The organism is Oceanobacillus indicireducens (assembly GCF_014647195.1).
GTDB lineage: Bacteria > Bacillota > Bacilli > Bacillales > Amphibacillaceae > Oceanobacillus > Oceanobacillus indicireducens.
The window spans coordinates 54318-69524 of record NZ_BMOS01000018.1 but is presented as its reverse complement, the minus strand read 5'-3'; the positions used below and the strand labels follow the sequence as shown (position 1 = coordinate 69524).

At 37.5% G+C, this 15207-nt stretch carries 17 protein-coding genes and 3 pseudogenes; 8 read left to right on the top strand and 12 right to left on the bottom strand.

Annotation, left to right across the window (positions count from 1 at the left end; translation table 11 throughout):
• Window positions 1-44: 44 nt before the first annotated feature.
• The 3 genes from IEX94_RS12745 to IEX94_RS12735 are packed head-to-tail and all read right to left on the bottom strand — an operon-like array spanning window position 45 to window position 2945.
• Window positions 45-1049: an ABC transporter ATP-binding protein gene (locus tag IEX94_RS12745; RefSeq protein ID WP_156857197.1), complete on the bottom strand. Its 1005-nt coding sequence runs from the start codon at window positions 1047-1049 to the stop codon at window positions 45-47.
• Between the two features lie 8 nt (window positions 1050-1057).
• Entirely contained in the window at window positions 1058-2008 is a 951-nt protein-coding gene (locus tag IEX94_RS12740; protein ID WP_188857953.1) for an ABC transporter permease, read from the bottom strand.
• Between the two features lie 4 nt (window positions 2009-2012).
• Window positions 2013-2945, bottom strand: a complete 933-nt coding sequence (locus tag IEX94_RS12735) for an ABC transporter permease (protein ID WP_188857951.1) — start codon at window positions 2943-2945, stop codon at window positions 2013-2015.
• 162 nt (window positions 2946-3107) lie between these two features.
• On the opposite strand from IEX94_RS12735, the gene IEX94_RS12730 reads away from it, so the two are divergent.
• Window positions 3108-3434, top strand: a complete 327-nt coding sequence (locus tag IEX94_RS12730; RefSeq protein ID WP_188857949.1) for a four-helix bundle copper-binding protein — start codon at window positions 3108-3110, stop codon at window positions 3432-3434.
• Between the two features lie 350 nt (window positions 3435-3784).
• Here IEX94_RS12730 and IEX94_RS20310 read toward each other — a convergent pair whose 3' ends face one another.
• Entirely contained in the window at window positions 3785-3976 is a 192-nt protein-coding gene (locus IEX94_RS20310; RefSeq protein ID WP_188857947.1) for a hypothetical protein, read from the bottom strand.
• A gap of 1727 nt (window positions 3977-5703) precedes the next feature.
• On the opposite strand from IEX94_RS20310, the pseudogene IEX94_RS20305 reads away from it, so the two are divergent.
• Window positions 5704-6036: pseudogene (locus tag IEX94_RS20305) on the top strand (transposase); the annotation flags it as partial.
• 136 nt (window positions 6037-6172) lie between these two features.
• Here IEX94_RS20305 and IEX94_RS12715 read toward each other — a convergent pair.
• The 3 genes and pseudogenes from IEX94_RS12715 to IEX94_RS12705 form a co-directional block, all read right to left on the bottom strand.
• Window positions 6173-6490 (bottom strand): hypothetical protein, encoded by a 318-nt coding sequence (locus tag IEX94_RS12715; protein WP_188857943.1) that lies wholly within the window; start codon window positions 6488-6490, stop codon window positions 6173-6175.
• 363 nt (window positions 6491-6853) lie between these two features.
• The gene (locus IEX94_RS12710) at window positions 6854-7387 is read right to left on the bottom strand and encodes a DUF6241 domain-containing protein (RefSeq protein ID WP_188857941.1); all 534 of its coding nucleotides are present in this window, start codon (window positions 7385-7387) and stop codon (window positions 6854-6856) included.
• A 414-nt stretch (window positions 7388-7801) separates the two neighbouring features.
• Window positions 7802-8240, bottom strand: a pseudogene (locus IEX94_RS12705) (transposase); the annotation flags it as partial.
• A 183-nt stretch (window positions 8241-8423) separates the two neighbouring features.
• Between IEX94_RS12705 and IEX94_RS12700 the strand changes: the two are divergent.
• The 4 genes and pseudogenes from IEX94_RS12700 to IEX94_RS12690 all read left to right on the top strand — a co-directional run bounded on the left by IEX94_RS12700 (window position 8424) and on the right by IEX94_RS12690 (window position 9649).
• Complete coding sequence (locus tag IEX94_RS12700) at window positions 8424-8606, top strand: hypothetical protein (protein ID WP_188857939.1); 183 nt, start codon at window positions 8424-8426, stop codon at window positions 8604-8606.
• 346 nt (window positions 8607-8952) lie between these two features.
• A complete protein-coding gene (locus IEX94_RS12695) occupies window positions 8953-9138 on the top strand; it encodes a hypothetical protein (protein ID WP_188857937.1) in 186 nt (61 codons plus the stop codon).
• A gap of 54 nt (window positions 9139-9192) precedes the next feature.
• A pseudogene (locus IEX94_RS20300) lies at window positions 9193-9370 on the top strand (halocin C8-like domain-containing protein); the annotation flags it as partial.
• Between the two features lie 93 nt (window positions 9371-9463).
• Window positions 9464-9649: a Fe3+ hydroxamate ABC transporter substrate-binding protein gene (locus IEX94_RS12690; RefSeq protein ID WP_188857935.1), complete on the top strand. Its 186-nt coding sequence runs from the start codon at window positions 9464-9466 to the stop codon at window positions 9647-9649.
• 464 nt (window positions 9650-10113) lie between these two features.
• Here IEX94_RS12690 and IEX94_RS12685 read toward each other — a convergent pair whose 3' ends face one another.
• The gene (locus IEX94_RS12685; RefSeq protein ID WP_188857933.1) at window positions 10114-10830 is read right to left on the bottom strand and encodes a hypothetical protein; all 717 of its coding nucleotides are present in this window, start codon (window positions 10828-10830) and stop codon (window positions 10114-10116) included.
• Between the two features lie 439 nt (window positions 10831-11269).
• Window positions 11270-12538, bottom strand: a complete 1269-nt coding sequence (locus IEX94_RS12680; RefSeq protein WP_188857931.1) for a cation:dicarboxylate symporter family transporter — start codon at window positions 12536-12538, stop codon at window positions 11270-11272.
• A 357-nt stretch (window positions 12539-12895) separates the two neighbouring features.
• On the opposite strand from IEX94_RS12680, the gene IEX94_RS20295 reads away from it, so the two are divergent.
• Together IEX94_RS20295 and IEX94_RS20290 are read left to right on the top strand one after the other, a co-directional pair.
• The gene (locus tag IEX94_RS20295) at window positions 12896-13039 is read left to right on the top strand and encodes a response regulator (RefSeq protein ID WP_188857930.1); all 144 of its coding nucleotides are present in this window, start codon (window positions 12896-12898) and stop codon (window positions 13037-13039) included.
• A 307-nt stretch (window positions 13040-13346) separates the two neighbouring features.
• The gene (locus tag IEX94_RS20290) at window positions 13347-13781 is read left to right on the top strand and encodes a UPF0715 family protein (protein ID WP_188857929.1); all 435 of its coding nucleotides are present in this window, start codon (window positions 13347-13349) and stop codon (window positions 13779-13781) included.
• 263 nt (window positions 13782-14044) lie between these two features.
• Here IEX94_RS20290 and IEX94_RS12665 read toward each other — a convergent pair whose 3' ends face one another.
• Genes IEX94_RS12665 through IEX94_RS12655 form a run of 3 tightly spaced genes read right to left on the bottom strand, consistent with a single transcriptional unit; the run spans window position 14045 to window position 15157 of the window.
• Window positions 14045-14281, bottom strand: a complete 237-nt coding sequence (locus IEX94_RS12665; RefSeq protein WP_188857928.1) for a hypothetical protein — start codon at window positions 14279-14281, stop codon at window positions 14045-14047.
• Window positions 14278-14832 (bottom strand): RNA polymerase sigma factor, encoded by a 555-nt coding sequence (locus IEX94_RS12660; protein WP_229782707.1) that lies wholly within the window; start codon window positions 14830-14832, stop codon window positions 14278-14280. Before IEX94_RS12660 ends, IEX94_RS12665 begins: the two co-directional genes overlap by 4 nt.
• Complete coding sequence (locus IEX94_RS12655; RefSeq protein ID WP_188857926.1) at window positions 14786-15157, bottom strand: hypothetical protein; 372 nt, start codon at window positions 15155-15157, stop codon at window positions 14786-14788. The genes IEX94_RS12660 and IEX94_RS12655 overlap by 47 nt, the downstream gene beginning before the upstream one ends.
• Between the last annotated feature and the right edge of the window lie 50 nt (window positions 15158-15207).

Below are 15207 nucleotides of genomic sequence, written 5' to 3'. Positions count from 1 at the left end.
TATATTTTTCACTTGGTTTTCATAGAACTTTTTACATTACCTGTTTATTTATTCTTGGCAGTAGCGGCCAGCAATTTCTTCGCCCGAACATCCTGCAGCCAGCAATCTACCACATGGGAATCACTTAGCCTCGCAGTTTTCGGGTATACTTTATCACACACTTCCATGGCAAACGGACACCTTGCTGTAAAAGGACATCCCCGCGGAGGTGAGAAAAGATCTGGTGGTGTTCCTTCAATGGGCTGCAATTTCTCTTTGGCATCCAGGCGTGGAACCGAGTGGAGCAACCCTTTCGTATACGGATGTTTCGGGTTATAAAACACTTCCCGCTTTGTACCTGTCTCGATAATCTTACCAGCATACATAACAGCAACCCTGTCAGCAATTTTTGCAACGACACCAAGGTCATGGGTAATGAGAATAATTGAAATGCCGGTTACTTCCTGTATTTTTTCAAACAGCTCTAAGATCTGCGCCTGAATCGTTACATCAAGGGCTGTCGTCGGTTCGTCGGCAATAAGAAGCTCCGGTTCACAGATGAGGGCAATCGCAATAACAATCCGCTGCCGCATGCCACCGCTGAATTGGTGTGGGTATTGTTTCAGTCGTTCTTCCGGATTCGGAATCCCGACAAGCTGCAACATCTCTAATGCTCGCTTTTCCGCTTCCTTGTCCGATATACGATGATGCTGTTTCACTCCCTCTTTCAACTGGGTGCCAATTGTTAAGGTCGGATTCAATGCGGTCATCGGATCTTGAAAAATCATCGATATATCCACACCGCGAATAGCCCGCATTTTCTTTTCTCTTAATCTCGTTAAATCTTTATTTTTAAACAAAATCCTTCCGCCGGTAATTTTGCCAGGAGGATTTGGAATGAGTCCCATCACGGCATTCACGGTAACACTTTTTCCACAGCCCGATTCTCCGACAATCGCGAGCGTTTCCCCTTTATTCAGATGAAAGTCTACGCCCCTTACAGCTTGCACGGTACCACCGTAAGTTGTGAAGGTGACGTGCAGATTATGGACTTCGAGAATTTTTTCCATCCCTTCACCTACTTTCTCAATTTCGGGTCTAAGGCATCTTGTAATCCGTCACCTAATACGTTAAAAGCAAACATTGTAAGCGAAATGAAAAATGCAGGGAAAAATAAAGTCCACCAGTTCCCGGAAAGGATAGCACCGAGGGAATCACTTGCCATCACGCCCCAGCTCGCATTCGGTGAAGATATGCCAAGTCCGATAAAACTTAAGAACGCTTCTGCAAATATGGCGGACGGTACCGTCAATGTCATTTGCACGATAATCGGCCCCATCGTGTTCGGCAAGAGACCTCGCCGGATGATTCTAGATTGCTTCGTACCGAATGATTGGGAGGCGAGGATATACTCATAATTCTTAATCTGCATGACCTGTCCTCGCACGATCCGCGCCATCCCGACCCAACCAGTGACGGTAAGGGCAATAATAATCGTCGTTAAACTTGGCCCCATTACAACGAGTAATAAAATAACAACTAATAAATACGGGATCCCGTAAAGGATTTCAATAATGCGCATCATAATATTATCTGTGCGCCCACCCTTATAGCCAGATATACCTCCCCAAATAATGCCTATCGTGACGTCAATTAAAGCCGCCATAAACCCCACAAATAAAGAAATCCTTGCCCCTTGCCAAGTTCGCGTGAATATATCCCGACCCGCATTGTCTGTCCCAAACCAATGCTTAGCAGACGGCGGCTGGTACTGCTCTGCTAACACGCCCATATTTGCTTCATAAGGAGAAAGAATTGGACCAAATATCGCTAAGGACACCAAGACGATAATAAATGCCATACCAGACATAGCTAAATAATTTTTTCTTAATCTTCGCCATGCATCTTTCCAATAGGAAAGGGAGGGCCTCGCCAATTGTTCTTGTTCCTTTATAATCTTTTGGCGCCAGGTAAACCATTCATCTGGTACTTGATCGTTTGTAAAATCACGGGGATATTGGTTGTGCATCTTACTACTCCCCTTCCTTCTTGTTTACTTTGATTCTTGGATCTAGTATTCCATAGGCGATATCGACGAGAAATAGCATAATGATAAGAAATGAACTGTAAAATACAGTCGTACCCATAATGACAGGAAAGTCACGATGGTTGATGCTTTCCACGAAATACTTTCCCATTCCCGGAATCGCAAAGATTTGTTCAATAACAAAGGATCCGGTCATGATTCCAACGAGTAATGTTCCCATAATCGTAATAACCGGCATGAGTGCATTCCGGAGCGCATGTTTCACGATAATTTTCCAGGGTGCCAATCCTTTGGCTGTTGCCATTTTTATATAATCCTGTGTCAATACCTCTAACATGGTTGATCTCGTGAGTCTTGCGATAATTGCCATCGGACCAGTTGCAAGTGCCAATACTGGAAGAATCATATACATTGGCCCTTGCCAAGTCGCGACAGGGAAAATGTCCCAGTTAACTGCTAGCTGCTGGATTAATAGGGTAGCGAGAATGAAGTTCGGGATAGAGATTCCGAGAACGGCAATCCCCATCACAACATAATCGATGATTCGATTATGCCGAAGGGCCGCCAGTATCCCGATTGCAATTCCGGAAATAAGTGCAACAATAATTGTCACAAGTCCGAGTTCTGCAGAGATGGGAAACCCCCTTCCTAATAAGTCATTTACCGTCTGATTCGGCTGCTTGATGGACGGACCGAACTCTAAGGTGATGATTGATTTTAAATAAAGGACATACTGAATAGGTATAGGCTGATCGAGGTTATAATGCCTTTCCAAGTTTTGCTGGACGATTTCATTCGAGCTGCTTTCACTGTTGAACGGGGAACCCGGAACTGACACCATTAATACAAAGGTTAAAGTAATGATGATCCATAACGTGAATAGCATGATGAGCAATTTCTTTAAAATGTATTTGAACATGGCTCCAACTCCTGTAAAAATGCTAGGCTCTAGTTTTATCTAATACACTATATGCTTGTACTTTCATATAAATGAATGCTTGTTTCAAACGAGCCAGCAATTCCGTTTATCAAGAGCGTTTTTGGGAAAAATATAACGATAGACTTTTAGGAGGGTATAAAAATGTCACATGTACAACATCAAGAATTGATCGCGACACTGCATGAATGTGTGATGGCATGTAACCATTGTTTTGATGCATGCTTAAAGGAAGAAGACGTGAAAATGATGGCAGAGTGCATCCGCTTGGACAGGGAATGCTCGGAAATCTGCGCTTACTTTGAACAAGCTTTGGCGCGGAACACGCCGTTCGTAGCTGAACTCGCTACCCTATGCGCGCAAGTGTGTGAAGCTTGTGGAAATGAGTGCAAGAAGCATGATCACGAACACTGTCAGAAATGTGCGGAAGCTTGTTTCAAATGTGCAGAAACTTGTAAAAAGGTTGCATAAGCAAAAAAATGCTGGAGGTATAGGCACTAAACCTGTCCTCCAGTTATTTTATCTTTTTAGTTCTTATATATTTAAAATGTTTATTACACCAAGGAATCGCTAACTGTTTTAGGCTACGAAGGTTGAGCGATTATACTAAGTTTTATTTTTCACCTGTTTTATTAAGCACCAAAAGTTAGGTGGTTCCTCAAACTCAATTGTTTTGAGTTTTTCTGTTATTTTTGTTTTAATTTCTTGCTCTAGATCCTCGCGTTCTTGATAAGTAGTATTCCTTAAAAAAATGCTCACTCTTTCCGGCACCAATCGCTCGATTGAGTGCCTGAACTTCTTTCCAAAACTCCGAAGTTGGCTTAGTCGTCATGATCACTTTCTGATTGCGCAAAGATACTCTTGTCCCAACCCTCATAAACGATCGCATGGCTTACCTCGTGACTCTTTTTCTTTTCCGTTCCTCGAATGAATACCCCATCAGCTTCCGCATAGAGCAACTCAACTTCTTTACCTTCTGGCACTTCAGCGGACTCCTCTAAATCGATGACCATATCTTCATCCGCCTTTATCTGCGCTTCTCCAACTGTTGCATGGCTAATTTCTACCGCGGTCCATTCATTAATATATGAGCTGTTTCCCGATAGGTACTTTCACTGACCATTTCGATATATATGCATTGTGCTAGAAGCGAAGTTAGTTGTAGGGAACCTGGTTTTCAGCATCGACTCCGAATTTATAGAAAATGAATGGAGCTTTACAACATTCGTATTTGAATGCCCTTATAGTTTCTTAAAAGATAATTCCTGGTGTACCTCGCTATTGTTAAAACTAAATCTTTCTCCTGTAAACCGTGATCAATCCCCCCGTATCTCTACGACCACGACCTCCATCTAAATAGAGTTTCATTCAAATACCTCATTTTCGGGATTGTTATAGCATTCGTCACACATCATTTCTCCAGTAAAATCCCTTAGCACCTCAATATCCTTACCACGCACCGCGTATTCAGTTAATGGATAACTATGTAGTAATTCCCTTTCTTAGTATTAAAAAGGCAGAAGAAACACCATTCCAGTGTTCCTTCTGTTTCTGCAATTCCTAGTGAATGAATTCCCTAGAATATCTTGTTTCATTATTGTTGGTGTAGACAACTCTAACTCTGTAAGGGTCACTACTCCTTGACATTCCGAATTGTCTTGAAGAATCTCCACCATTGCTATAAACCGTTCCAGACTTAGTTTGAATATTCTGCCATCTCCCTCCGTAAAACCTTTGAACTGTCATGGTATATGGTTCTCCCCAGGGAGCAACTTGACCTTCATCCAGCATCGGTTCCAAATTCAGACTACATGTGATAGTAGTACCTGATTGACTAACACAACAATTAACATACCTGGTCCATCCTCGGTCTATATTTTCATGATAAATACAAATCATGATTTCACCCCTTCAATATAAATATTAATATCGTTTGATAGAGTATTAAAAAAATGAAGTTCACTTAGATTGCCGATGAAGATAATCAAGTGTCGTGAGAATGAGTTCCCCTCGTTTTGAAATGTAAGTCGTTCTCTGCACTTACAAGTAATTTAATCTCCAATATCTGCTTATGATCGTTTGACTCTAATTAATGCTAGTGGATAAATTCGCTTGCATTCATCAAATCAATTTTCACTCTCATCTGAGCGTTTTTAGCGGCAATATTTGTGAAACTTCTGTGTGATGGACTATCTGGACTTACATAGCCATATCTCGTGTCGACGGTTGACCATCTTCCGTTTGTGTAACGTTGAAGGGTCATCTTCCAGTTATACTAGATGAGACTTCCTTCTAAATAAAACTGAACTCCAATTATTTACGAAGCTGATGAAATACAAACACGACCTGTTCCACCTGTAGAGATTGATGAGCTTTTACAAGGCATAATATCATTCCTCCTTTTTAATATTGATGTACATCTGTTAATAGAAAGAGAGTAATTTTTTAAAAAATAAACCACACTTTAAATTATCTTAAAGGTTACGATAGATATGTTGAAATAGACTATGTAGGAATTAAACTAGATCTTTTCAATTATCTTAGCTTTAATTTCTTGTTCGAGATCTTCACTATCTTGAAATGAGGTTTTATTAAACCTCTTCTTAATATTAAGTTAAAAGTCGGCTAAAATACTGATCATCTTCTCACCATGTTTATTCAACCTCAGAATGTCCCTCCGTCTTTTAGTAGATTATTTAGCTTTCTATGAAGGTTCGATACATTCTAAAATAAGGCAGGGGATTCCTTTCAATCCCCGAATGGCCGGAAAGTGTGGTTTAGTCACCACTCCAATCGAACCGATCGGTATGGTTTACGCAGCAATTTAAAGTGTACGAATGCGAAGACTGTTCGGGCTGTCCACTCCGCTATTTGTGCACACAAAAGCCCAAAAGCAGCAACCCCAAAGTCTATAGAAAAGTGGTAATCTCAAAAAGAATATGTACGTACGAAGTTTTCAGACGAGAAAATTGGTGAGGTTTACGGGAAATGTAAAATTGATGAGGAGCCAGTTTTTGTATTTCTGAAAGCTAATTTAGGATTTGCATTTATACCGGTAAACTTGCAAAAGTTCATCCTCAAAAACGGAAAATCAATGACAGATGACGATCGTGAAAAAAGGTTCCAAACAAACTTATCATTGCTTGGAACCTTTTATTGACTAGTGGAGACTAGTTATGTCCCAGCCTTCTTGACTTTCATTCGTGAAATTAATGAATAATCTCTGCGGAATAAATGGTTTGGACGATTGTGTCCGGATTCATGATACCGATTTTAGCTCTCGTCCGCGCATTTTTATGGGCTATATTAGTAAAACTTCTGTGAGATGGGCTATCTGGACTTACATAACCATACCTCGTATCGATGGTTGTCCATCTTCCATTTTCGTAACGTTGAAGATCTATCCTCCAGTTATACCAGATAAGATTTCCTTCCAAATAAAACTGAACACCAACTGTCCCAGGCGCGGATGAAATACAAACACGGCCCGTTCCACCTGCATAAATTGACCTTCTTACACAAGTCATCTTGTCATTCCCCCTCTTTGTTTATTTATTAGGTGTACACCTACTAATAAAAGAGAGTTATCTATAACGAAATAAACCACACCTTGAAATGCCTAAAAATTTACGGATAGACATATAGGAATAGACGATGGAGGAATTGAACCAAAAGCAAAGAGTATATACTTTCTTATAAAATTTTAGAATTTGGTGTGTTATTTATTTGATGAAATATCCTCTTTCTATTCATAGATGGTCATCAAATAATCTAACTAAAAGGAAAGAGATGAGATTGGTGCATAGTTTTACTGTTACATTATAGCGATGCGTATCCCGTTAGATATCAAAATCAATAATTGCTCGAATGGTTCCCTAGTTTGCAGCCGCTCACTTATTTAATCGGTCTTCAATAAAAGTTTGACTTTCAATATATCTTTGTTCTTCCTCTGGCATTAAAATACCAGTTGCCTTCCCAACCTTCCCCCCTTGCATTTCCCAAATGGTGTTATGGTCTTTATCGACTTGTGAAAAATCACCTTTTTTCCATCTCGTTAGTATATCATGATAAACATCTTTATTTATCACTGTTGCTACCTCTAACCCCTCTAATAACCAATCAATACGTTCTTCCGTTATTAAATAAAACCCCTTTTTTTCATCCGCTTTTATTTTTTGGTGTGACATTTTATGAATATAATCCTGATAATAATCGTCGGTTAACTCTTTTTGCGTTCGTAAACCACCAAATGGATTTTGTTCATTTTCTTTAGTAATAAAATCTTCTTTTGTCTTATTCAGATCTTCTACTACTTTATCTGGCTCTGACTTTATTACATTTGATAACTCAGAGGTAATATACCATCCAACGCCAATAAATAAAACCACCGCAACAGTTGACAGAACCCATATCAACTTATTCATTACTATAATATCCCCCTATAACTTTCTATATAAAATATTAACATGCTTTTTAAACGTCTGATATACTAATCTATAATTAAACCTAAATTACTCATAGTTCTAAACGACAAGCAAATTTAATATCACATTCTGTTTTCTAAACAAGTAAAAACTGTTCCTTTTGATAAATGCAGTAAATTATCATGACAAAAGAAATAAGCAACTAATTCCGGGCATACTAATCCTTTGGTCCTGTTTTCTTTTTTAAAACTGATTAAGTTATGATAATTATTCTGTATCCAGTGAATCACTTCCCAATAGATTTTTGGTACAGAAAACTAGAGGACAATTTAAAGTACAAGATCGTCCCGCTATCACTAATTTGGTGGCAACCCTGATAATTCTTGTTCGCTTTAAGAAAATCACCGGTAATGCGGTAATGCCATCGAAAGCCAGTACGAATGAAAGCCAACGGTACCATAATGCGTATTGCACGCCGTCGATTCCTAATTTCCATAGGTGTGTAAGCGTGAGTGGAATCCAAATCGAAAAGGATTGCCTGCCTGGCATTCCCTGAATAGATGCACTTTATCCAGGATTTCTTGATTGGCCTGATTTAATTGTTCGATGGATGCCTCGTCAAACCGGATGTAAAATCGAGATAAACTTGGTTGAGAAGCTAATGCGTCTGTACCAATAACTTTTGTGTAGACAGGATCATTCGCTAATTTATCAGCACTGTGATCCTCCGCATAACCGCTAGGAGCTGATAAATCTTTTGACGGACTAAGTTTTCATTCGAATGAGCATGGTACTTTCTATTTTCCTGTAGCTGTAAATGCTCAGCTATGGTTTGGGAGAATCCAATCCTTTTGATATAATTCGATATATGTTAAAGAAATGCCTTTTTTAGCTTTTCAACAAAATGGATTAAGTCGTGGGAGAGGGAGTATTTTTACTCTTTTTTTATTTGATTCTATGTTTTTAAAAAATTGAAAGAGGTATAGTGCTCTAGTGGTTTTGTTTGAATATTCTTTCCACTAAGGGAGAGTGATGTATGAAAAAGTACATTTTGAACTCTACGGTCGGTATATTGTGTGGAACTGTTATAGGTTTCTTTCTGTATGGTTTTTTGACAAAGGAACAGTCTGAGTGGAGTATTTTAATAGGTTTAATACTAGGTACGGTTATTGCTGCACTTGTCAGTAGAATTTATTTCAAAAGACTGTATTCGAAATGACTTGGCATTTGTTAAAAAATAAGGAAGCGATATTGTGGTTAAAAAGCTATGACATTGTTTGCTGTATTACTGGTTTTGTTACTTCCGTTAAACAATATACAAAATGGGGTTTCAGCTTCGGAAAAATTTGAATGTCAGGGTGGAGATTGTATAGCAAAACCTGGATCAAATGTTACTCAAAAGAATTTAATAATATTTTAAACAAGGTTAAGAAAACTGACGAGTACAAAAAACTGTCCAAGGAGACAATAATAAATGAATTACCTAAAAAGGATATTGTGATTCATAAAGAGGATTATAGAGTAGTGGTTAGCTTTATTATAGGAGAAAGAGTAGGGCCGACAATTTGGCTTATATTGAATTACTATATGATTTGGATCAAAACACAGTTGAAGCTTATAAATTGCTCTATGGTGAAGAAAAAGATAATGGATTAATAAATATAAGAATGAAGGTAAATGGGGAAAAAGTATTTTCAATGGATATTAATGAAAACGGGGAAATAATTGAAGACGGCCAAGTTATAAGCTAAGAAGCTTTTTATGAAAAGGTCGTAGGTGGTCAAGGCGACGGTTATACAACTTTTGGTTGGCGTGAATGGGCTGTTGGTGCTTTATGTGGAGCAGGTGAAGGTGCCGGATGCTATCCGTTAGCAGTGAGCTTTAGAGATAACAACTGGTATAGGTGGTTTATCACTTGCTACAGTATGTGGTTTGATTGGTTCATTGGGATGTACTGCAGCTACGAAGAAGATTTGTGGTTAAATTAAAATCTTTAGAAGGGTAGCAAAATGCTACTCTTTTTCTTTCTTTTCGTAATGGTTGAATTATATTGACTTTGAAAAGGGAGGGGTGTAAATGATTAAACGTAATTTATATTGTTCTGTTTGCGGAAGAGAAGTAGAAGGCGATGAAGAAATTTATGCAAAGATGAAAGCTCCAGAAAAAACAGCTATGGTAGAAATTAAAGCATATTTGAAAAAAAATAGCGAAATAATTTGTAAAGATTGTTATAAAAATAATTTAAAAATCAAAGGATCTTAAATTGAAAAGAGTAGTGGTTGCTACTCTTTTTTATTTTCTGTATATTCCGACGTAAAGTATGCTTATGCTTGGGGGTGGGTAGGTAGTAAAAATGAAGGGCATTATAATTTTAAAGTTAGAAATAGAAGTTTGAATTTGTATAGTGTAAATGGAAGAAGGATTGGTTCTGTTGCAGCGGGACAACAAATTGCAATCAAGTCATCTAGTCCTACAACTGGTGTCCACAATCCCCAATGGCTACAGATAAACTACGCTAGTAAGACTAGTGGAGGTTGGGATCAAATAAGCGCTGATGATGCTAGTTATGGATTTATAGACACTGGACTTGCATATGGTTCTCGTTGGAATTCGATACCATGCGATGCTCTGTGGTCACCACATTTTTAATAAAAGAGTTAACTTCAAGAATTAAATAAAATTAACGCTCAGAGAATAATTAAGTAACCTCTGAGCGTTCGTTATGTTTAATTACTTATCAAGTTATGGCTTCCTTCCAAGGTTTTCGAGGCTTTAAAATACATATCGTGGATAATATCTCCATCATTAACAAATATCCCGCCATCTTGAAATAAATGGTGAGAAATATCATATAATATACGATGTGCATCCACTATTTTTAGAACATCTCTTTGTTCTACCCCTTCTTCACAAAGTTTTATTACCATATTTAAGTCATCAAGCAAGGGCTGATGATCAGATACTTGATGTGTTATAGTTTCTAGCTTTTCACGAGTATAATAACAATTGCTTACTTCTAAAGCATCCCATTTTGAATCGCTTGGGTTAATTAAATTTTTATATAAATCGTTCGCAACGGTACCTGTTAACAATAGTGATAAATCTATGATTGTGTCACTCATTTTATCCATCTCTTCTTCGGATAAACTCTGATACAACTCTTCTCTTATCTTGTACCTTTCCTTCGCTGTCATGGTGGGTTTCAATACATAAGGGTCAACCGATTCGACTAAATTAACAATATCATATTCCGATGATTCAGAATAACCCTCTTGTGGAGAAACTTGTTGTGCGTCTGGATTTTTATCCGTATTAGTTGCAACATTGGGTTCTTCAGTCTCAGGCTTGTCGTCTGGATTTTCTTGTGTATCTTCTTCACAAGCTATTAAACCAACTGATATGCCTATAATAACAAAAAGAAGAAATAACCCATTTTTTTCCAAACCTATCAACTCCTAATTTGGAAAATAACCTTGTGGAAATAGAATTAATTATAATTATATTCCCTATATACCACTGTTTCAATATTTATTCCTTAAATTAATATATAGCATATATGCCTAACATCAAACAATTACCAATCAGACCATACAGTCGATGCGTCAACCATCCTTGATATGCGAACCGCACAGCTTCTCCGCGATAATGGATATGGGATTATCGGGCGTTGCTTAACAGATACGGTAGGCGGCGTTCATTCAAAATTTATCGTGTCTTCAACTTGGTCAGTCAAATCGTTGTAATGAATCATAAAACTTCTCGACGGACTTGCTAAATTTTCATTCCAAAACTGTAAAATGTTTGCATAGACAAAAAATACTGGAAGACAGGTATGAAACCTATCCTCCAGCATTTTTATTTCTACAACTATTAAATTGAATGCTACTTCCGAAGTGCTGCGAGATATGCATCCCGTTTATTCACTTCAAATCTGCCGCTAGACTTCGACATAACTACCGCAGCCAACGCATTTCCAAGAACATTCACCACAGTACGTCCCATATCAAGCAGTCTGTCCACACCAGCAATGAAAGCTAGTCCTTCTAACGGAATTCCAACTGTTCCAAGTGTTGCCAAGAGAACAACAAACGAAACACCGGGGACACCAGCAATCCCGTTCGATGTAATCATTAATACTAAGACTAATGTAACTTGTTCTATGATACTTAAATCTATTCCATATAACTGCGCTATAAAGATAGCCGCAATCGCCTGATATAATGTAGAACCATCCAAGTTAAACGAATAACCGGTTGGAATAACAAAAGAAACAATGTCTTTTGGACATCCTGTCTTCTCCAGTTTCTCCATCAGTTTTGGTAAAACAGTCTCGGAACTCGAGGTAGAGTATGCCAAAAGCAGTTCTTCTTTCAATACTTTTATAATATTAATAATGCTCGAACCTACCACTTTCGCAATTGCCCCTAGGACAACTAAAACAAAGAAAATCATTGCCCCGTATACAAGGAGCATTAACTTACCTAACGGAATTAATGATTCTAAACCGAATTTAGAAACAGATACACCGATTAATCCAAATACACCAACTGGAGCAAATTTCATAATGAAATTTGTCACCCAGAACATCGCGTCTGCCGTGCCTTGGAAAAATGCGAGTACAGGTTTACCTCTTTCACCAATTGCCGCCACACCTAATCCAAACAATACAGAGAAGAAAATAACGGGCAACATATCCCCTTCTGCCATTGATTGGATAATGTTACTAGGCACAATACCTACAATGACATCCATAATCCCTTCATTCTGCACACTTTCAGATGTCTCAACATACTCATTGATTTCAGTTTTAGCAAGGGAAGACATATCGATCCCTTTACCAGGCTGAAAAATGTTTGCTGCTGCCAGTCCGACTACAATAGCAACAAGGGAAACAACTTGGAAATAAATCATCGTTTTTGCTCCAAGTTTTCCTAATTGTTTTAAGTCTCCTGTTCCCGCCACACCGACGATTAGTGTAGAAATAATAATCGGAACGACAATCATGCGGATCATATTAAGAAATATTGTCCCAAGCGGCTGTAAATAAGTTTCCACCGCAGGATTACCATAAAAAATAGCCCCTACAATAATCCCAAGGACTAATCCAATCAGAATTTGATATGCTAAAGGAATTTTTATTTTTCTTTTCATATATTCACCTCTTTATTTCTGTTAAACCCACTAGACCGTATTAGCAGCAATTAAAAAACGTTAAACTAGCCCCTTATACCACATTAGAGAAAGAAGATAAAAAAATATACTTTGTAAATATACTACAATTTTAGTCAATTATCAACATTTTTCATGTAGGTTTGCGATGTACCATTTTTCCATTTTTTGGTTTTATTGAAAAAATATAAAAATGAAGTTTGCTTGTCAAGATGTTAAGAAATTTTGATTTCAAGAAGTATATAAAGCATGTATATTATGATCTAATACATTTAGATAATTAATCTTCAGAAAGTGGATTCTCCTTAAAGGGTGGGATAGAATGGCTATTGAAAAATTATGATAGTAGACGATGATCTTGATATGTTAGAGGTTCTCGGTCTTTACCTGAAAAAAGAAGGGTTTATTGTGGCGACGACTCGTCATGGCCGCTCGACGATAGAAATTATTAAAAATAAACAACCCGATTTAATATCATATTAGATGTAACTTCTGCCCCATATAGATGGCTTTGAATTATGTCAAATGGTACGAAAAGAGACAGATATTCCAATCCTTTTCATCAGTTCGAAAGGCGGGGATACAGATCTAATCACTCTTACGTATCCTATTGCCCCCCTAAATATATAAATGCAACAAAATAGTCCACTCCCATATTTCAGGCGTGAACTATCTAAGTCTTAAAGCATATTATCTAACTAATATTCTAGAAAATTTACATGTCATACGTCCATGATTCATATTCAATGCCAGGGAATAATTTCCAAAACCCGGATTCTTTTGTTACCATATGTTCATGTATTCTAATTTCTCCCGCGGGATAGAGTTAAATCCAGTTAGAAGGTCGTGTTTTTATGAAGAGAATATTTACTTTGCGGTACTTATGTTTTGCTATATTGTGTGCTTTATGTACATCTATAATTTTAAGCATTATAACTCTTTCGCAATCTACCTTTTCTTTGATTGGTACTCTGTACTTAACTTTTTTTATTTGATCTTTTCCTTGATTTTTGCAGCACCAGTTCAATTTGTATTGAACGTAAAACCTAAGAGATTCAATATACTTTACCTCTTAATCTATGCGACTGTCGCGTTCATTGCTACAGCATTCGCTATGATACTTTTGGGAGAAAAGCCTTTTAGTATGTTATCTCATTATATACTTAGTACTCTAGCCGCCATTTTATTTTGGTTTTTTGATTCAATTCTACTTCAAAAAGAATAGATATTTAAATAAAAGAAAACGTAAATTAGACTACACTCAAATATAAACCAATTACCAGAGCTTCGTACCACAGACAAAAAAAGTATGCTCATGTTGTTTCTCTTACGGTTCAAATGACGTAATCTATTGGAACTGGTGTGAAGAAGAGATGCATTAGTCCGGAAACAGGAGCACATGCTGCATAAAAAACACACATAAAATGAAATGGGCATCCTCTAATTAGGAGCCCTATTTCCGTTTTCAACGTAACGCCACTTCCCCTTTTAAATCAGTAAAATCGGCGCAAAACAAATAAGAAGGATGAGTACTAATGGATACAAGACAAGCTTTATGATAGAATCCCCTTTAATCCGAAGCACATCAAGCGGGTTCTTGGCCGGCGCATGAATCCAGTTAGCAAGACGTTCCCATTTACTCCTCTTTAACGGAATATCCGGTACTTCCACATGGAACTCATCCAATTTATTTTTAAGTTCATCTGGAAATTCATTTTTACTCATTCTCCTACCTCCAACATTTCCCTTAATTTCTTCAACGAAACATGTAGACGTGATTTTACTGTTCCTAAAGGGATTCCAAGAATCTCGGAAATATCCTTTTGGGTTAAATCGTGATAGTAGGTTAGTAAAATAACTGCCCGCTGTTCAGATGGTAATTGTTGAATTGCCGCTTGTATCGTTAATCTTTCTGCCGTCGAGACGTTATCTGTTTGATTTTGTATAAACAAGAACGGCAATAATTTCTTCATTCGGTTACGTTTGTTCAAGCGGTTGATCATAAGCTGATAAGCCATTCGGAATAAATAGGTTTTAATGCTCGATTTTCTCTCATCAAAGCGTCCCCGATATTTGGAAAACCGGACAAAGGTATCTTGTACAAGATCGAAACTCATTTGCTCATCTTGACAATATCTATAGACGAATTGATAGATCGCAGTTTTATAAGTCGCAAAAAGCGCTTCTGCCGAATACGGATCTTGCTTCTCCATACAAGAATCTATTTCCTTATTCAAATTCATCGGACCACCGCTCTTTAATTCCTTTAAAGACATATGCAATTCTCGTGACGAACCAAGTAAATGTGATTAGAGAAAACACAAAGGTTTGATGAATAAAAAATTGTATCCAAGGGCTATCTATATTATCGCCACGTAGCAAAAATACGAATAAGCCTGTTATACATAAAAATGTATAAGCTGCAGCGATAATAATCACATAATCCCATCTCGTCCACTGGAAATAAATATCCGATTTTTTAAAATCAGTATTACCCAATTTGTTTCGAACTACCTTTTTATTCATTGTAGCAATGATTATAACAAAAACCGTTCCTAGAACTGCTGCTACAACACTGCTTATTAACCAGCCTAACGCCATCGATTATCAAACTCCTTTTCTTCCTTTACTTTCTTATACAATGATTAGGA